Genomic DNA, 18,675 nt, shown 5'->3' on the forward strand with positions numbered 1-18,675 from the left:
CGCGGGTGTCCTGCGTACGACCGGAGCACCGTAAACTCGGCCAACGTGAGCCTGAGCATCGGCATCGTCGGCCTGCCCAACGTCGGCAAGTCCACGCTATTCAACGCGTTGACCAAGAGCGGGAACGCCCTCGCGGCGAACTACCCGTTCGCCACCATCGAGCCCAACGTGGGCATCGTCGGCGTGCCCGACGCCCGGCTGGGGAAGCTGGCCGAGATCTTCGGCTCCGCGAAGATCCTCCCGGCCAAGGTGGAGTTCGTCGACATCGCCGGCCTGGTCAAGGGCGCGTCCGAGGGGCAGGGGCGCGGCAACCAGTTCCTGGCCAACATCCGTGAGACCGATGCCATCTGCCAGGTGATCCGGGTCTTCAACGATCCCGACGTCACCCACGTCGACGGCGAGATCTCCCCGCGGCGCGACATCGAGACGATCAACACCGAGCTCATCCTCGCCGACCTGCAGACCATCGAGAAGGCCCTGCCCCGGCTCGCCAAGGAGTCGAAGTTCAACAAGGACCGCAAGGTGGTGCTCGAGGCGGCCGAGGCCGCCTCCAAGGTGCTCGACGGCGGCACGACGCTCTACGCCTCGAGTCTCGACCTCGCCGACCTGCGTGAGCTGCACCTGCTGACGGCCAAGCCGTTCCTGTACGTCTTCAACCTCGACGCCGACGAGCTCACCGACCAGGAGCTGCGCGGACGGCTCTCCGAGCTGGTCGCACCGGCCGAGGCGGTCTTCCTGGACGCCAAGATCGAGTCGGAGCTGGTCGAGCTGCCCGACGACGAGGCGCTGGAGCTGCTCCAGTCGGTGGGCCAGGAGGAGTCGGGCCTCACCCAGCTCGCCCGCGTGGGGTTCGAGACCCTGGGCCTGCAGACCTACCTCACGGCCGGGCCCAAGGAGAGCAGGGCCTGGACCATCCGGAAGGGCGCCACGGCCCCCGAGGCCGCCGGAGTGATCCACACCGACTTCCAGCGCGGTTTCATCAAGGCGGAGGTCACCTCCTTCCACGACCTGGTGGAGGCGGGGTCGCTGGCGGCGGCCAGGTCGGCGGGCAAGGCCCGCATCGAGGGCAAGGACTACGTGATGCGCGACGGCGACGTGGTGGAGTTCCGCTTCAACGTCTAGAAGACCCGCCCCGCACGGCCGCGTAGGGCCGTCTCGGCATGCGGTCAGCGGAACGCCTCCAGGTTCTTCTCGACCAATCTCGCCGCGAGGTCCGCGCGGGCGTACCCGGGAGTGTGGAGCGTGAAGTAGAGGACGATCGTCATGTTGCCCTTCCGGAAGAGGATCTGCGTCCGGTAGATGCGCGTGCTGACGATGACCTCCTCTCGGGTGTAGGCGAAGGATTCGTCGCCCGCCGTGGACCTCGAGCGGAGCCTGGTCCCGGGGGTCCTTCTCGGTTCCTCCTCCATGGTGGTGCGGGTCGTGGAGTAGACCATGTGGGCGAAGTCGGAGGTCGCCGAGCGGATCGTCGTGAGGTTCATGAAGACGCCGGTGTCGCCCTTCATCCACATGCAACCGCTGTGGGTCTGGAACTGGCGTTTCACCGGGGTGCCGATGATCCGTCCGGCCTGCTGGTCGGTCAGCAGCTTGCAGGCTTCCGGGTCTCCCCTGTAGAGGGCCTCCTTCTCCTTCGCGGGAGAAGGAGCGGCCGCGGAGGTCGCGCGCGTGGTGGTCCCGCCTGGCGGGCGTGCCGTCGTCTGAGGACTCAGCCACACGTCCCGGGTCGCGACCCCGGCGGCGGTGACCATGACCACCGCGAGTACCGAGCCCAGGATGACCGACCTCTTCCGGGACGCCGGCCTCGGCTCGGGAGCCGTGGCCTGGGTTCCGCCGCCGCGCGGGGACGGCTGGGTCGACGCGGCGGTGCCGCGTCTCGGCGGAGTACTGGAGGCAGGGCCGCCGGGCACGCCAAGGGGAGGCGGGGCGGTACCTGCGGCGATGGGGCGTAGTTGGAGGATCGCCTGTTCCCGGGTGATACGCCGGGCGGGGTCCTTTTCGAGCAGGCCGGTCAGCACGGGTGCGAGGGGCCCGGCCAGCCTCATCGGGTTGGGCTCCTGCATGAGCACGGCGGCGAGTACGGCCGTCGGCCTCTCCCGCGCGTAGGGGGCCTGGCCCTCCACCGCGGCGAACAGGGTGGCGCCGAGCGACCACAGATCGGACGGGGGCCCGTCGTCCTCGCCTCTGAGCCGCTCGGGGGCGACGAAGCCCGGGGTGCCGGTCAGCATCCCGCTCTGCGTGAGAGAGGGGTCCCCCGAGACCGTGGCGATGCCGAACTCGGTCAGCACGACCCGGCCCTCAGCGGTGATCAGGATGTTGGGCGGCTTGATGTCCCGGTGCAGGATGCCCGAGCCGTGGGCGGCGCCGAGCGCGTCGAGCATGTGCAGGCCGATGTCGGCGACCTGGTGCGCGGGCAGGGGGCCCTGGTCGCGGATGATCTGGCCGAGCGAGCGGCCCTGGACGAACTCCATGACGATCCACGGGCGCTCGTCCTCGATGACGATGTCGTGCACGGTGACGATCGAGGGATGGGCGCGCAGCCGGGCCGCCGCCCGTGCCTCGCGCAGGGTCCGCTCGCGCAGTTCCGCGCGCAGGCCCTCGTCCAGGTCGGGTGGCAGCCGTACCTCTTTGATCGCGACGTGCTGGCGCAGGAGGTCGTCGGAGGCCAGCCAGACGGTGCCCATGCCCCCCTTGCCGAGCAGGGAGATGAGGCGGTAACGCCCGACCAGGAATCGAGAGGGTGGCGTACTCACAGAGGGCAACATAGTGCGATGTAGAGTGATCTTCGCTTTGTGTTCAACTGTGTTCACCTTGTTGTGTCTCTCCCTGGGCAGGGCTGTTCGATCCGCAGGGCGGTTCACGATGCCCGCCGGCCCCTGCCGTGGCGGTGTTGCCTTCACCAAACGCGCCGATGGTGCCCGCCCCTGTGACCTGCGGATAGCAAGGCCTGGCTGTCAGGTAATCGAGCCTGGCCGACTGCCCCGCGTAACCTCCAGTCTTGGTCGGTTGTGCGCCCCGCCGGGGCCTGTCGCGGTGTATGCGACAGCCGTACGCCGACTCGCACGAGCAGGCTGGTGGAAGGGAGGCCGGTGCGTGCCGATGGTTCGCAGCCTCCCGGGCGAGCCTGACGCCTTCATCGCCATCGGAAGGTCCATGCGGATCGGCGCGTGCGATCCGAAGTCCTCCCTGAGCAGGAAACATGCCTCCAGGGCATGCCGAAATGACAGTGGTTTCCTGTGCGGTGCGAGCTTTGTCCCTGATGCGTATTTTGTCGCGGAGGTGAGTCATGGCTCGCGAGCGAGCGCAACCCCTGTGTCCTGCGAGAACTCTGCGGTCACGTTCCTGAAACCGGAGGAAGACCGACTTGGTCTGCTACGTGGATGCCTGCAGCATGGGCGTGGCTTTCCTGGAACAATTGGCGAGGCCGCTAAAGTGAATACTTCACCATGGATAACCGGAACGACAGTAAGACGACAGCGCGTCAGCCGGGGGGATCGGCGCAAGCGGAGGCGTGATGGCTCGCAGGTCAAACGTCCAGCAGGGTCTGCGGACCGCTGGCGAACCCGAGCATTCAACGTACCCTCCGTCGCCCTACGACCCGGATCCTGAGTACGTGCCGGCTCGGGGACGCAAGGCCTCGCGCCGCGGTGGATGGTCCGGCGGGGGCGGGCGCTGGCTCGTGTGGACGGGCAGGGCCGTTCTGTGGGCCGTGATCATCGTGATCGTGGTCAACGGGGTCCGCGCGCCGATCGAGCGTTTCACCCAGGGCGACCAGCCCGCGGGCTCATCGGTGACTCCGACGTCTTCTGGGTTCCCCGAGGCCGACGCGGCGGCGTTCGCCGGCCAGTTCGCGGCCGCCTATTTGGTTTTCGACGGCAAGAATCCCGACGACAGGGCGGAGCGGCTGAAGCCGTTCATTCCCGAGGGCGAGGAGCGCCAGTTCGGCTGGAATGGGTTCGGCCGCATGTCAGCGGGCGCTTTCCAGCTCTCCAACGTCGAGGTGCTCGATGCGCAAAATGCCGTTGTGACGGTTTTCGCCCAGTCTGGCGCGCAGCGCTGGCGGCTTTCCGTCCCGGTTTACTACTCGAATGGCAAGTTCGTCGTCTCCGGCAAGCCGGCCCTGCTGCCGGCCGGAGGGGCGGCGGGCCTGCCCCTGTCCGCCCAGGTCGAGCACGACGACACCGCCGAGAACGAGCTGCGGCCGCAGCTCGAAGGCTTCTTCAAGGCGTACGCGGCGGGAGACGCAACGCAGTTGCAGCGTTACGTCGCCCAAGGAGTGACACTCGATGGTTTCGATGGGAGGGTCACGCTCGCCGATCTGAAGAGCGTCAGCGCCCCTCCCGGAGGGACCAGCCGCGAGATCACGGCCGTGGTCGTGTGGAACATCGCCACGATGGCGACCCCGACGCCGGGGGCCACCCCCACCGATCCGGCCGCCCAGGCGGGTGGGTTGGAGCAGGCTTACCGGCTTACCGTCGAGAAGCAGGGCGACAACTGGTACATCAAGGACATTCGCGGTGCAGTCCGGTCCGCGGAGTGAGGCCGGGGAGGCGATGGGGAGCGAGGGAGCGGCAACGGGAGCGCGACGATCCCGGTCCGGATCACGGACCGGCCAGCGCGACCATGAGCAGGAGGACGAAAGTTGATTCTGAAAATCATCGTGGAGAACGCGCTGGAGGCCGTGGCACCGTCGGCGCCGCCGGCAGGTGGAGTGAACACCGCGGGTCTCGCGGACTTCCTGCGGAAGTTCTTCGCCCCGCTGTTCCTCGTCGTGGTCTCCGTGGTCGCGATCTTCTTCCTCTTCACGCGGGAGATCACCAGATTCGTGCAGTTCATCATCCTGGCGATCGCCATCGGTGTGATCTTCTATGTGCCCAACGTCATCGAGGTGACGGCCAGGGCGATCGCGGGAGCGCTCGGCATCAAGTGAGCGCGACCCGATGGCCGTGAGAGGGAGAGGAGGATCGGGTGGACCTGCCTACCTATACCAATATCTGGCGCATTGAGAAGCGGCTCTACAAGCTGTACGACCTCCGGCTGCCGATGCCGCTTCCGATCGTCTGGATCGGTGTGTTCGTGGGCGTTCTGGTCCCATGGTCGATCCTTCTGGCGCTCGTCAACATCCCCTTCGACGCGCCCTGGCACGTCCTCTACCTCGTGCCACCGGGAATCGTGACCTGGCTGTCGACCCGGCCGGTGATCGAGAGCAAGCGGCTCAACGAGTTGTTGCAGTCCCAGGTCCGTTACCTGGGTGAGCCCAAGACCTGGTGCCGCCTCGCGCCGGTCGACGAGCCGGACGAGATCACGTTCTCGGCCAGGGTGTGGCGCTCGGCTCCGGACGCCGCGCGTCTGGTGTCGGCCGACTCCGTCAAGTCGGCCGCCAAGGCCCGGCGTGGCACCAGGGCGAGGCCCAAGCACACCGCGCCCCGGCGCAGGCCGCTGGAGGCCTGGAGCCCTTCGCGGCAGCTTCCGTCCGTCAAGCAGGGCTCGCGTCGAGGCGTGCCCGCTCCGGGCGAGGTACGTCCGGCCGTGGCGGCCGCCGCGGCGGCCGCGGCCGCGCTGCCTGCGGCCGAGACACCGCTGCGCGTGACCGAGTCACCGGTGCGCGTGTCCGAGAGGCCGGTGCGCGTGTCCGAGAGGCCGCGCGTCACTTGGGGCAGCGTGGTCAACCAGCCCGCCGCCGCGCTTCCTCCTGGTTCCGCCACCGCGCGGTCCACCGGCGCCTCCGGCCCGTCCCCGGACCGGATCACCGAGATCCCGAGGCTCACATCCGACCGGGCCGCCGAATCCCTGGCCTCCCGGCCGGACCGCGTCCCCGAGTCCCCGGCGTACCAGCCGGACCGGGCCGCCGAGTACCCGGTCGCCAGGCCGGACCGCGTCCCCGAATCGCGGGCACCGGAGCCGGAGCGGGTGGTCGACCCCCGGAGTCAGAAGCCGGGCGGCATCACCGGTCTTCCCCGGCCGAATCCGCAGCCGCCCGCCGAGCCGGTGGTCTACAGACTCCCGCCGGCCGCCTCGAAGGTGCTGCTTCCTCCCACGGTGCCCGGTGTGTCCGCCAAGCCCCCGGCCGGAAGCCCGGAGGTTCTCGGCACCACGCCCGCTGGACCGCAGGCGGAGCGGCCCGCGGTCGCGGAGACCGCCGTCTCGGGGCTGTCCGCGGTGCGGCCGCAAGCCCCGCCGCCCGTCCACGAGCCGGAGACGGTCTCATCCACGCCGGCCGCCCGCGAGCCGGAGGCGGGGCCGTCCGCTCCCGCGCCGATCGGCACCGAAGCGCTGCGCCGCCTGCGGAGGCTCGCGGCCTCCGCCGAGAGCCGCGGCGCGTCGGCATCCGGCCCTCGGCCGGCGTCCAGCCCTCAATCGGCATCCGGCCCGCAGATCGCCTACCCCGGACGTCAAACGGCCGGGCCAGAGCACCAAGCGGCCGCCGCACCCCAGGTTCCCTCCACAGGGCTCCAGAGCACGCCTGCGGGCGCGGAGGGCACGGCCAGTGCCGAGAAGAACCCCGCGGCTATGGCGGAAGGCTCCATGACCGGGGTTCAGGCACACGCGCCGGCGGGGGCCGCTCCCGATGCCGAGCCGGACGTCCGAGAGAAGCACCGCAAGGGCCAGCCGCCGCGTCCCGCCGCCCACAGCCGCCTCCCCGAGGCCCGTACGGTCTGGCCGGCCTCCCGGTCGCGCACCCCCGAGACGCCACTGGCCACGGGCTCCGGGCAGGTCGGGCCGGAGCAGGCGGTGCCGTCCAAGCCCGCGGCGCCCTCGAAGCAGGCCCCGCCGAGGATCCCGGTGCGCTCCACGGCCCGCGAGCAGGCGCCCCCTCCGCTGTCCATCCGCACGGTCCCGGCGGCGTCGGGGCGGACGGCCGATCCCGCCGCGCCCTCCGTTCCCGTGCCGGTGCCCCGTACGGGCGACGAGCCGCGTGTGCGCCGGGTCGAGTCCGTCGTGGGCCGTGACCAGTCCGGCGGCTGGCGCCGTCTGGCCCAGGTGGTGGTCGGCGGCGGCGCTCCGAGCCGTAACGACGGGATCGAGACCGACGAGGCGAGGGCACGCACGGTTCTCACCGGCAGCCGCCGCGTCGTCGTGCTCGGTTGCACCGGCGGCGCCGGACAGACCACCACCGCGCTGATGCTGGGCCACACCCTCGCCCGCTACCGCGAGGACCGCGTCGTCGCGGTCGACGCCAACACCGGTGACCACACGATGACCGGCCGCATCCCGGCCGACTCGCCGGAGACGCTGACCTCCCTGCTGGCCGGCCTCGACGGTGTGAGCGGCTACCTCAGCATGCGGACGTACACCACCCGTTGCGAGTCGGGGCTGGAGGTCATCGGGTCCGACTCCGACGCGGCGGCGGCGCGGCGCCTCGCCGACCAGGGGCTCTTCTCCGACGAGCGGCTCGCGCAGGCCATGCGGGTGCTCGACCGGCACTACAGGCTCATCCTGGTCGATCCCGCCGCGTCCGTGGCGGCGCGCATGCTGCCGCACGCCGACCAGCTCATCCTGGTGGCGCCGGCGAGCGAGGACGCGCCCGAGGCGGTGGCCATGACCTTCGACTGGCTCGACGGGCACGGGTCCACCGAGCTCCGGCGGCGGGCGATCATGGTGATCAACGGTGTCAGCCGGCGGAGCATGGGCGGCGTGGAGCAGGCGGAGGCGGTGGCCCGCGGCCGTTGCCGCGCGATCGTCCGCGTCCCCTGGGAGGACGAGCTCGCCCCCGGACATGCCGGTCCCGCGCAACTGACGCATCTCAGGTCCGGAGGGCGCAGGGCGTACATCGCCCTCGCCGGAGTTGTGGCAAGCGGCCTGGCGGCGGCCGGCCGCCCGAGCGAGGAGGAAGTGGCTCAGTGACGAGAGAGCGAGCCCGGCGCGGGGAGCGGACCGGCTGATGGGGAAATCGTCGCGGTCGAGAAGCAGACTGGCCGTGCGTTATTTCGACGACCGGATCCTCCTTACCGACTCGTCAGCGTGGGCATATTTCCGGCTTCCGACGGTGAGCTATGAGTTCGTCACCGCGGAGGAGCGGGAGGCACTGGCCACCAACATCACCATCGCCCTGGCCGCCATCCGCATGACCGACGCGGAGGTGCACCTGCGGGTGGCCCACCGTGCCTATCCCGCCGCCGACTGGGCGATGGCGCTCAACGCCACCTCGGACGAGGGGGAGGGCTGGCGCGACTACCTCGAGGACATGTACCGGCATGTCTGGGCGAAGGACTTCTGGAGCAAGGAGGTCTTCCTCGGGGTGCGGCTCGGGCCTCGCGGCGCCCAGCTCGGCACCGGCGTGCTCGCGCAGATGCTCGGCTTCTACCAGCGCAGTGAGAAGACCCTCGGGCTGGAAGACGACCACGTCCCCGACAACGAGATCAACAAGTGGACCGAACAGGCGGAGCGCCTCGGCCGCGCCCTCGGTTCCAGCGCCCTGTACGCCCGCCACGCCTCGTCCGGTGAGATCGCGTGGCTGTTCCGGCACGCCGCGTCGGGCTCGCTCGGCGATCCGCCGCCGTCGGCGACCCCGTCCAGGCGATGGGGCAAGGGCGAGGTGGAGTCGCTGGTGGAGGGCCAGATCCACAACGGCCGGTCACTGCTGCGCATCGAGCAGCCGGCGGGCGACTCCTACGTCGCGCACCTGTCGTTCGCGCGGTTCCCCGACCTGATGCCGTTCCCGGACGGCGAGCCGTGGCTGCACTTCATCGACCAGTTACCGTTTCCGGTGGAGGTCAGCTCGCGGATGCGCTTGATCCCTCCGATCAAGGCGAGCAAGGACGTCGCGCGCAAGCTGGCGCACGCCCGTGACATGGACATCCACATCCGTGAGGCCGGCGCGGAGGCGCCGATCGCCCTGGCCGAGCAGATCGACGCGGCCCGCATGCTGGAGCACGGCATCACCAAGGAGCGGCTGCCGTTCGTGTACGGCTGGCACCGGCTGATCGTGGCGGCTCCCACCGAGGAGATGTGCGTCCAGCGCGTCGAAGCGGTCGTGGAGCACTACCGCGACATGGGCATCGACATCGTCAACTCGACGGGCGACCAGTTCTCGCTGTTCTGCGAGGCGCTGCCGGGCGAGCGCGTGCGGGTCAACGCCTACGCCCAGCGGCAGCCGCTGCGCACGATCGCGGGCGGGATGGCCACGGCCACCGTCGATCTCGGCGACCGCGTCGACGAGAGCGGGGCCGGGTGGGCCGGGCCGTACATCGGGGAGACCCTCGGGCGGGCACGTTCCATCGTCCACTTCGATCCGCTGGTGGCCGCCACGAGGAACCGGCCGACGGCCATCGCCATCACCGGGGAGCCGGGCGGCGGCAAGACCACCCTCGCGCTGCTGCTCATCTACCAGATGGCGCTGCGCGGGGTGACCGTCGCGGTCATCGACCCCAAGGGCGACGCCGAGTCGCTGGTCCGGCTCCTGCAGAAGCGCGGGCGCAAGGCGCGCATCATCCCGCTGGGCTCCGCGGCCCCCGGCCTGCTCGATCCGTTCTCCTTCGGCGACGACATCGCGGCCAAGAAGACCATGGCCACCGAGACCCTGCGCCTGCTGCTTCCGCGCATGTCGGAGGAGCGCGAGTCGGCCATGATCCAGGCCGTCTCCACGGTGTCCAACGGGCCCAGCCCGTCGCTCGGCCGGGTCATCGACCACCTTGAGGCGGCCGAGGATCCCGCGTCCAGGAACCTGGGCGCGGTGCTCCGCTCGATGGCCGAGATGCGGCTCGCCCGGCTGTGCTTCGACCCCTCCGGCGGGGAGCAGATCGACACCGAAGGGTGGACCACGGTGTTCACCCTGGGTGGGCTGACCCTTCCCGACGTCACCACGGCGCGGGACGACTACTCCTACGAGCAGCGCCTCTCGGTCGCGCTGCTCTACCTGGTGTCGCAGTTCGCCCGGCGGCTGATGAACGGCCTCGACCGCAGGGCGCCCAAGGCGATCTTCCTCGACGAGGCGTGGGCGATCACCTCCACGCCCGAAGGGGCGAAGCTGGTTCCGGAGGTGTCGCGCATGGGCCGGTCGAGGAACACCGCGCTGGTCCTGGTCTCGCAGAACGCGGGCGACCTGCTGAACGAGCAGGTCACCAACTGTCTGTCCTCGGTGTTCGCCTTCCGCTCGACCGAGCGTGTCGAGGTCGACCACGTGATGGCGCTGCTCGGCGTGGAGCCGTCCGAGGAGCACAAGGCCGCGCTGCGCGCGCTGGGCAACGGAGAGTGCATCTTCCGCGATCTGGACGGCCGGGCCGGCCGCATCGGGGTCGACCTCATCTCCGAGGATCTCCTGCGCTGGCTGGACACCAACCCGACCCACGACAGACCCGACGAGAACGCGCAGGAGCGTCGTGGGGGAGTGAGCAGGTCGGGGACCTCGCAGGGTGTGCGGTCATGAAAAGCCGTGAGGGCGTGCCGGTGACGCGACTGAGGAGCGAGCGCATGAGACGGTTGCGGCGCAAGGTCGTTGTGGTCCTCGCGATCCTCGCGAGCGTGGTCGTGGTCCCGATCGTGGTCTCACCGACCGCGGCCCTCGCCGCGCCGTGCGACATGTCGCCGGACCTCGCCCCCGAGATCGTCGGTGGCGGCGTCGACGGGCTCGTCAAGCCGCCGCCACCCGACTCGGCCGTGGGCGCGAGCACCGGGGGCCAGGGCGTCGGCGGGCAGACGGGCGCCGGTGCCACGACGACCACCAAGGGCGTGGCGGAGCCGCTGACCAACTACGACCGGTACGGCATGGCCGGGCAGTTCTGGCACACCTACGGTCTGGGCTGCACCGACATGGCGGCGGTCCTCGGCAACGCCTGGGCGAACACGGTGTTCTCCTGGGCCAAGGCCATCGACCGGATGACCATCACGACCTACCAGGCGGCGGCCACCGAAGGCCCACTCCAGTCGATCAAGGACGTTGTCGACGACATCGTCACGAACCTGGCCAACGCCATGTACTGGCCGTACCTGCGGGTGATCATCCTGCTCGGCGCGGTCTGGCTGGCCTGGTACGGCCTGATCCGCAAGCGTGCCAGCACGACGGCCGAGGGCGTCATCTGGATGATCCTCGCCGTGACGGTCGCGGTGTGGTTCTTCAGCCGCCCCGGTGACTTCACCGGCCTCGGCAAGACCGTGACCGACAAGACCGGCGAGGTCGTGAACTCGGCCTTCAGCGGGCTGCCCGGCGCGGGTGGCGCGTCCTGCCTGCCGACCAAGGGCCAGACCAACGCCAAGGCGGGACCGGGCGGGTACGGCCAGAGCGGCACCCCGGGCGTGGCGCAGAACGCCGACGCGCTGTGGTCCACGCTCGTCTGCAAGCCGTGGCTGATGGGCACGTTCGGCACGGCCGACCCCAACGCCCCCATCGTGAAGACGTTCGGGGCCAAGATGCTCGACATCCAGGCGACCGACGCGCAGGAGCAGACCTCCGGCCAGAGACCCAGCTCAGGGGCGCACCAGGCGAGGTTCGAGGAAGAGGTCGCGAAGCCGCTGGAGAACACCCCGATGTTCTTCCTCTTCCAGGGCAAGGACTGGACCAGCAGGCTCGGCATCGCGATCGGGGCGTTGATGGCCGCCATGGTCACCGGTGTGCTGATCTTCCTGGTGGCGGTGTCGCTCATCGCGCTCAAGATCGGCTTCCTGCTGCTGCTCATCCTCGGCCCGGTGTTCCTGCTGATCGGCGTGCATCCAGGATCCGGGCGCATCATCGCCATGCGCTGGGTCGAGATGCTGGTCGGCACGCTGCTGCGCCAGGCCGTGCTCGCTCTCGTGCTCGGCGTGCTCGTGTACGGCTACGCGCTGATCATCTCCACGAACCTTCCGTGGGGCATGCAGATCATGTTCATCGCCCTGCTCACGATCGCGGTGTTCTTCTACCGGCGCCCCTTCCAGCACCTGTTCTCCTCCATGGACGGGCACACCCTCACCACCAGGATGCTGGGCGAGGCGGCCTCCGCGCCGACCCTGTCCCGTGCCGCGAACGCGCTGCCGCCGGTGGCCGCGGCGCGGGTGGGCCGCTGGGGCCTGCGCAAGGCCGAGCCGGTCATCAACGCGGCGGCCATGGCGGGTGGCGGCGTGGCCGCGGCGACCGCCTCGCAGGTCGCCCAGGGCCGGGTCAGGGGCGAGGAGGTCGCGCCTGGCGCCACGCAGCAGTCCGGTACCCGCGTGCCGGTGGGCGCCCAGCCGGCGCCGCTGGACGCCGACGGGCAGGCGGGCGCGCGGCGCAAGGCGACCGGGCGCGGCACCGCCGTCCCGCGTCCTGGGGCGGCCCCGCCGCTCAACCTGTCAGGGCGTCCCGGCGGATCCGGGCGTATGGGCGGGTCCGGACGGGCCGGGGGACCGGGCGCGACGGGGCCACGCCCCGCGGTCCGCACCGGCACCGGCACCGGCACCGGCACGGGCCCCGGCACAGGCGCAGGCGCCGGGGCGGGTGCGGGAGGCGGCGGATCGGCGGGTGGCTGGTTCGGCGGCAGGGCCGGCGGCGGCTGGGCCTCACGGTCCGGCTCCTCGGGCGGGTCGTCCGGTGGCTCGTCGAGTGGCTCCTCCCGCCGTTCCGAGGGAACGGCGCCGAGGGCTCCGCGTTCCACGGCCGGTGGCCCGCGTGGCTTCTCGGGTGGCGGCGGCTCGGCCGCCGGTTCGTCCGGCGGATCCTCCGGCCGGTCGTCTGGCTCGTCGGGACGTTCCTCCGGCGGCTCGGCGGGCAGCCTGTTCGGCGGGTCGTCGGGACGTTCCTCGGGTGGTTCGGCGGGCAGTCTGTTCGGCGGGTCGTCCGGCAGGTCGAACAGCTCGTCCGGCCGGGGATCCTCGAACGGTTCCGGAAGGTCGTCCAGCGGCTCCTCCGGAGGGTCGGGCGGGTCGTCAGGCGGCTCCTCCGGCAGGCCGGGCAGGTCATCGGGAAGCTCCTCCGGCTGGCTGTCAGGAGGAGGACGGTCGGGGTCCGGCGAGGCTCCGCCGCTCTGGCTGCCGCCACGCTCCGATTCGGGACGTGGTGAGCCGGAGTCCGCGCCCTTCTGGCTCCGACCGGCCGACCGCGACAAGGACTGACGATGGTGCAGGTCAACGACCGGCGAGGGCTCGTGTTCGCCGGTGTGGTCGTCGCCCTGGCGGCCGTCGGCATCTACCTGTCCATGCGGCCCGCGTCAGGCGGTTCCGACGGCGTCGAGCCTTCCGGCAGGGTGGCGGTGGTCTCCTCGGCCCCCGTCCCTCAGGCGTCGTCGTCGCAGGGCGCGTCAACCGCTCCGTCGATCACTCCGGGCTCCTTCGACATCTACAGCTACCTGCCGCTGTCCAAGGAGCAGATCGCCCAGGCCGCCGACGTGGCCCAGCGGTTCACCGCCTCCTACGCGACGTTCCGGTACGACGAGGATCCCGTCTCCTTCGCCGAACGGCTGAAGGGCTTCACCACGACGGACCTGGGCGTGATCCTCGCCAGGGACGTCACCACACCGGCCACGGTCGAGCAGAACCGCGCCGATGAGGTGATCTCCCAGGGGTCGGCGACGCTGAAGTCGATCAGGGACATCTCCAAGGGGTCGGTCGTGGTCGTGGTCACCGCCGTCCAGCGCATCACCGCCAAGAGCGGGCCGCAGGAGCGCAGGGCCGACTACGCGATCACCCTCACCCAGGTGGGCACGGACTGGCGGGTGTTCGACATGCAGCCCGCTGACGCAGGTCAGGACGGGGACACCGGCGACGGGACCACGCAATGACGTCCCGGGTGCGCATCGCGCTGCTCGTCGGGCTGGCCGGAGTCGTGCTGGTCACCCTCATCATGGCGCCGATGCTGATGAGCACGTTCCCCTCCTTCCTCGGCGGCGAAGGTACGTCGGGCGACTGCGGCGACGATGTCACCAACGTCACGAACGTCTCGGATACCGCCCAGTCGGACATCCCCTCGAACTACCTCCAGATTTACAAGAAATGGGGCAAGAAGACCGGCGTCCAGTGGACCGTTCTGGCCGCCGTGGGCAAGCGCGAGACCGACCACGGCCGCTCCAATCTCGCCGGGGTGAAGAGCGGCACCAACTACGCGGGCGCGGCCGGGCCGATGCAGTTCCTGATCAGCACGTGGGGCGGCAAGGCCAAGATCAAGATCCCCTCCAAGTTCAACGGGTACGCCTCGGACGGGGACGAGGACGGCATCGCGGACGTCTACAACCCGGCGGACGCGGTTCTCGGCGCGGCGAAGATGCTCAAGCGCAACGGCGCTCCAGGCGACCTGAAGCGGGCACTCTTCGCCTACAACCACGCGATGTGGTACGTCGAGCAGGTGCTCGAGATCGCCAGGCGGTACGCCTCTGACGGGACGCTGGAACTGCCCCCGGCGGACGACCCGGCGTGCGACACGCCCCTCGTCGAGGCGGCCCCCACCGACGCCGTGCGGAAGATCCTGGAGTACGCCCTGGCCCAGCGCGGCAAGCCGTACCGCTGGGGAGGCACGGGGCCGGACGGCTTCGACTGCTCGGGGATCATCTACATGGCCTACCGGTCCGCCGGGCTCTCCATCCCGCGCACCACCTTCGGCCAGTGGCCGTTCGGCGTGAAGATCCCCAAGGGCTCCGAACAGGCGGGAGACCTGGTCTTCTTCAACTCCGGGCCTGGCACCTCCTCCAACAACCCGGGACACGTCGGTCTGGTGGTCTCCCCCGGCAAGATGGTCGAGGCCCGCTGCACCCTCTGCGGGCCGATCAAGATGGCGACCTACCGCGACCGGCCCAACATCGTCGGGTACACGCGCCCGCTCCAGAATCCGACCGTTCTCGGGCAGCTCAAGCGGCTGGGTCTCACGTAGATCTGGTCATTCTGCCCACTTGTCACATTCTCGCCGCGCCGCTGAGGGACATCGGGTGGAGACTCCTTAGTCTTTACCCGCATGGAGAGGATTGTTGTGGCGGCGGCCATCGTCGATGGGGGCAGGCTCCTCGCCGCCCAGCGTGCCGGGCCGCCCGCGATGGCCGGTGGCTGGGAGTTCCCCGGAGGCAAGGTCGACCCGGGGGAGAGCGACCACGAGGCGCTGATCCGGGAGTGCCAGGAGGAACTCGGCGTCGGAATCGCCGTGGGGGACCGGATCGGAGGCGACTGGCCACTCAGCCCTGGATATGTGATGCGCGTCTGGCTGGCCCGCCTGACCTCGGGGGTTCCCCACCCCCATGAGCACTTGGCGCTGCGCTGGCTGGCCCCTGACGAGCTCTTCGACATCGCTTGGCTGCCCGCCGACCTGCCCATTGTCCGGGTCGTACGAGATCTGATCCCCGAGGGTTGAAGCCCGGCACGGTGTGAGATAACAGTTACACAGCGTGACAAGTTTGTCGCGCATCGTATCGGGGGACGGGGATTTGCTGTGGCCGGTTGGTGGCGACGTGCCCAGGTGATGTCCGTAGTCGGCGCTGGGGCGCTGGTTCTCAGCGGTGGGGGCTCGGCACTCACCGCGATCGCGGCGGAGCGTGGTTCCGCGGAGCCGCCGGATCCTGGGGACGGTGCGCGGCTCAGCGTGCGTCTGGTGCGGGACGGTGCTGCCGGCCGCCCGAGCACGCCCATCCGTGCGGGTGACGTCCTGCACTTCCGTATCAGCCTCGGCGGCCCGGCCCGGCGCGCGCGCCTCGCGGTGGCCGCCACGCCGAAGGACGCGCTCTCCTCGCTCGGCTGTGAGGACGCCGCCGACAAGCCGGTGAAGCCGGCCGCGCATCCGCGAGTCTGCGAGTTCGAGGACATCACGGGCACCAAGAACGTGGATGTGGCGCTGCGGGTTCCCGGCGAGGCGGAGATGGTCGGCGTCACCGCCGTCGCCCACATGCGGGACCCGGCAGGCGTCCAGTGGGTCCGCCGCATGGCGGACGTCAAGTTCCGCATCGTGAAGCCGTCGGGCCCGCGGGGCTCCGTCCCCGAGCTGGGTGAGCCGGAGGTCGAGTCCGAATCCAGGGCCAAGGGGGCCGGTCCCGATCCGGAGTCGCGCGGCGACGCGCCGCGCCCGGGGTTCATCGAGGGATCCGGGCCCGCCGGAGGCCCACCGGTGGACGGTGCGGCGCCGAAGGTGCCGGACATCGCCTCCCCCGCATCGGCTGGACCGGCGGCTCCCGAGGCGGCGAAGAGCCAGGCCGGGAAGGGTGAGGATCCGGCCGGCGACGCCGCGAAGAAGGCGGAAGCGGGCAGGGCCGAGGCTTCGAACGGTGACGCGTCGAAGAGCGAGGCCGCGAAGGGGGAGACCCTCGCGGGCAAGGCCGAGGCCGGCAAGGTCGAGGCCAGCAAGGTCGAGACGCCGAAGGGCGACGCCGCGAAGGGCGACGCCGGCAAGGCCGAGGCCGCGAAGGGCGAGATCTCGAAGGCTGAGGCCGCGAAGGGCGACGCAGGCAAGGCCGAGGCCGCGAAGGGCGAGATCTCGAAGGCTGAGGCCGCGAAGGGTGACGTCGATAAAAACTGGGGAGCGGGGTACTTCGCTGCGCCGGGCTTGGTCGACCTCCTGTCGGAGCCCGCAGGCTCGGTGGAGAGCCCCGAAACCGCCGCTAAGAATGTTCCGGATAAAACGGATAAAACCCCAAAAAGCACAGTAAAGCGCCTAGAAGCACCCGAAAACAGTGTGAGTCCTGACGAAGCTTCTCAGCCCACGGAAGCTCGCGGCCCGGCCGACGCGAGTGCCCGAAGGCCGGAGAGGTTCGTCGCCCTGACGGCCCTGCCGCCCCAGGTGACCGGCGGGCTGAAGGCGCACTCCGGTCCCGGGGCCGCACCGGCTCTCGCCCAGCCCTTCATCGGTGCGACACGGACGCCTGCCAAGGCGAAGGCGTCGCCGCCGATCCCGCACCCGGCCCCCGGCATCCCGGCCAGACCCGCCGCGCCGGCCAGGGTCGCGAACGCTCTCCCGGCGCCGATGCCCGTTCAGATACCGGTCGCCGCTCCCGTCCCCGCACTGGGACAGGCTCCCGCCGTGGCACCGCTCGGCGCCACGGGGATCCAGATGCCTCAGGCGGGCACGGTACCGCCGATCATGCCCGCACAGGCCGCCGTACCGGCGCCCATGCCCGTCCAGACTCCGGCCGCCGCGGCCGGGCAGGCGCCGGTTCCCGGCCCGGCCGTGCAGGGCTTCCCGGGCGCTGCGCCGGCTCCGGCCCTGGGCGCGCCCCTCCCTCAGGAGATCCGCCCTGCCAAGCGGGATCTGACGGCCGATACGGAGGAAGGTGACCTCGAAATGGTGCGGGGCCTGCCCGCCGCCGTGGCCGCGGTGGTCCTGTTGCTCGCGGCGCTCGCGTTGCAGCTGAAGCTCCGGCGCCGGTGGGCATCCCGGAAATAGCAGACGCCTTGGAGCGGTGTCGCTAAACTGCCTTTACTGTTACTTTTGCCAAACTAGTATGTGGATTGGTTTGACAGGCAATAGTTGGTGGAGGGCAGTGGTGAGCGGACGCGTGCGTATGACGGCCGTGTCCGCGGTGGTGGCCTCGATGGGCCTGACCGGGGCCGTGCTGCTGGTGACCGCGCCGATGACGGCGCCCCGGGCGAACGCGGCCCAAGCCGTGATGGCCGAGCCCACCAAGATCGAGCCGACCGACCCGACCATCACCGACGAGCCGGGCGCCGAGCCGGAAGAGCCCGACCCGACCGTGACGGTGACCATCATCGACACCCCCGCTCCGACGGTGACCATCACGCGTACGGCCAAGCCGACCACCAAGCCCAAGGCGCCGAAGACTCCCAAGGTGACCGTGACGCGGACCCCCGTCATGCCGCCGTCCACCCAGAGCGTGCCCACGACGGCGCCGGTGATCCCGCCCAACCCGCTGCCCTCGACGCAGCCTCCGGTGGAGAGCCTGGTGCCGGAGCCGCAGGTGTCGCTGGCGCTGGTCTCGCCGACGCCGACCCCGCTCCCGTCCGAGACGGCCGAACCCAGCCCGTCCTTCGAGGAGCCGACGCCCGACTCGGTGCCCATCGAGATCCGCAACGCGTCACCCGAGTACAACCAGCTCGAGCTGAGCAGGAAGCTGGCCATCCCCGGTGTGCTGCTCGCCGTCCTGGTGATGCTCGGGGTGTTCATCTTCGAGGGACGCATCCGGCGCATGGCGCACGCGGCGGCGATCCGCAAGGCGGGGCCCCGCGCGGCGGGCAGGCACCGCGGCGACGACTTCCCCGGCGCCTATCCCATGCCGGGCTATCCGATCTACCACGGCGGCACGGCGTACGCGCCGATCATCAGCTTCGTGCCGGTGCAGGGCGGCTACCCCGTAGAGGGCTCTCCGCTGCCGCACGGCCGGCAGGGGCACGGCCCGTACGACCAGGCGCCGTACGACCAGGCGCCCTACGGCCAGGGGCACGGCGCCCAGATTCCGCTGGCGCCCGCGCCCTCCGAGCCGTGGCCCCGCAGGGACGACTACGAGCACCTGGGTCACGGCCCCGACGCCACGGCGGCCTTCCCGGTCGCCGGCGCACGCCCGCCGCTTCCCGGCGAGCCGATGGCCGGAGGCTTTCCGGTGCCGGGGCAGCCTCCCACCGGCGGCGAGAAGGCGACGTTGCAAGGCCCGCTACCGGCGCACGGAAAGCCCCGCCGTGGCCTCCTCGGCCGCTTCCGGCGCGGCTCCTCCTGATCTACGGAAAGACCGTGCAGACGGCTCCTCGGGGCCTTACGGCGTCCGTTGCCCGCGCACGGCCTGAAGTACGGCCCCCGGCAGGCCTACGAGCGTCCACCGGCTGGTTGTCCGGCCCTCGGCACGCGTACGCGCCGGGTACGGCCCTTGACAC

General features: G+C 70.8%; 12 protein-coding genes. 11 read left to right on the forward strand and 1 reads right to left on the reverse strand.

What is annotated here, in order from left to right:
* The first annotated feature begins 45 nt into the window (after positions 1-45).
* Positions 46-1,122 (forward strand): redox-regulated ATPase YchF, encoded by a 1,077-nt coding sequence (gene ychF, locus ABD810_RS34595; RefSeq protein WP_344950736.1) that lies wholly within the window; start codon positions 46-48, stop codon positions 1,120-1,122.
* Positions 1,123-1,166: 44 nt separating this feature from the next.
* Here ychF and ABD810_RS34600 read toward each other — a convergent pair whose 3' ends face one another.
* On the reverse strand, positions 1,167-2,750 hold the full coding sequence (locus tag ABD810_RS34600) for a serine/threonine-protein kinase (RefSeq protein ID WP_344950738.1): 1,584 nt from the start codon (positions 2,748-2,750) through the stop codon (positions 1,167-1,169).
* A gap of 956 nt (positions 2,751-3,706) precedes the next feature.
* Between ABD810_RS34600 and ABD810_RS34605 the strand changes: the two genes are divergently transcribed.
* From ABD810_RS34605 to ABD810_RS34650, 10 genes are all read left to right on the forward strand, one after another.
* Positions 3,707-4,537: a conjugal transfer protein gene (locus tag ABD810_RS34605; RefSeq protein WP_344950741.1), complete on the forward strand. Its 831-nt coding sequence runs from the start codon at positions 3,707-3,709 to the stop codon at positions 4,535-4,537.
* Between the two features lie 117 nt (positions 4,538-4,654).
* Positions 4,655-4,927, forward strand: coding sequence for a hypothetical protein (locus ABD810_RS34610; RefSeq protein WP_425567007.1), 273 nt, complete (start codon positions 4,655-4,657; stop codon positions 4,925-4,927).
* Positions 4,928-4,965: 38 nt separating this feature from the next.
* Positions 4,966-7,842 (forward strand): TcpE family conjugal transfer membrane protein, encoded by a 2,877-nt coding sequence (locus tag ABD810_RS34615; protein WP_344950744.1) that lies wholly within the window; start codon positions 4,966-4,968, stop codon positions 7,840-7,842.
* A gap of 37 nt (positions 7,843-7,879) precedes the next feature.
* Entirely contained in the window at positions 7,880-10,363 is a 2,484-nt protein-coding gene (locus ABD810_RS34620) for an ATP-binding protein (protein WP_344950747.1), read from the forward strand.
* Between the two features lie 44 nt (positions 10,364-10,407).
* Positions 10,408-12,999 carry a type IV secretion system protein gene (locus tag ABD810_RS34625; protein WP_344950750.1) on the forward strand — a complete coding sequence of 864 codons (2,592 nt, stop codon included), beginning with the start codon at positions 10,408-10,410 and terminating at the stop codon, positions 12,997-12,999.
* Positions 13,000-13,001: 2 nt separating this feature from the next.
* The gene (locus ABD810_RS34630) at positions 13,002-13,664 is read left to right on the forward strand and encodes a hypothetical protein (RefSeq protein ID WP_344950752.1); all 663 of its coding nucleotides are present in this window, start codon (positions 13,002-13,004) and stop codon (positions 13,662-13,664) included.
* On the forward strand, positions 13,661-14,746 hold the full coding sequence (locus ABD810_RS34635; protein ID WP_344950755.1) for a C40 family peptidase: 1,086 nt from the start codon (positions 13,661-13,663) through the stop codon (positions 14,744-14,746). Before ABD810_RS34630 ends, ABD810_RS34635 begins: the two co-directional genes overlap by 4 nt.
* A gap of 81 nt (positions 14,747-14,827) precedes the next feature.
* A complete protein-coding gene (locus tag ABD810_RS34640) occupies positions 14,828-15,217 on the forward strand; it encodes a (deoxy)nucleoside triphosphate pyrophosphohydrolase (protein ID WP_344950758.1) in 390 nt (129 codons plus the stop codon).
* Positions 15,218-15,322: 105 nt separating this feature from the next.
* Positions 15,323-17,236 carry a hypothetical protein gene (locus tag ABD810_RS34645; RefSeq protein WP_344950761.1) on the forward strand — a complete coding sequence of 638 codons (1,914 nt, stop codon included), beginning with the start codon at positions 15,323-15,325 and terminating at the stop codon, positions 17,234-17,236.
* A gap of 100 nt (positions 17,237-17,336) precedes the next feature.
* Positions 17,337-18,521, forward strand: coding sequence for a hypothetical protein (locus tag ABD810_RS34650; RefSeq protein ID WP_344950765.1), 1,185 nt, complete (start codon positions 17,337-17,339; stop codon positions 18,519-18,521).
* The last annotated feature ends 154 nt before the right edge of the window (positions 18,522-18,675 follow it).

The organism is Sphaerisporangium flaviroseum (assembly GCF_039537005.1).
GTDB lineage: Bacteria > Actinomycetota > Actinomycetes > Streptosporangiales > Streptosporangiaceae > Sphaerisporangium > Sphaerisporangium flaviroseum.

What these genes read in the sequence shown, in the direction of transcription:
- ABD810_RS34620 (WP_344950747.1), top strand. Translation starts at nt 7,880, where the DNA reads ATGGGGAAATCGTCGCGGTCGAGAAGCAGACTGGCCGTGCGTTATTTC.
- ABD810_RS34625 (WP_344950750.1), top strand. Translation starts at nt 10,408, where the DNA reads ATGAGACGGTTGCGGCGCAAGGTCGTTGTGGTCCTCGCGATCCTCGCG.
- ABD810_RS34630 (WP_344950752.1), top strand. Translation starts at nt 13,002, where the DNA reads ATGGTGCAGGTCAACGACCGGCGAGGGCTCGTGTTCGCCGGTGTGGTC.
- ABD810_RS34635 (WP_344950755.1), top strand. Translation starts at nt 13,661, where the DNA reads ATGACGTCCCGGGTGCGCATCGCGCTGCTCGTCGGGCTGGCCGGAGTC.
- ABD810_RS34640 (WP_344950758.1), top strand. Translation starts at nt 14,828, where the DNA reads ATGGAGAGGATTGTTGTGGCGGCGGCCATCGTCGATGGGGGCAGGCTC.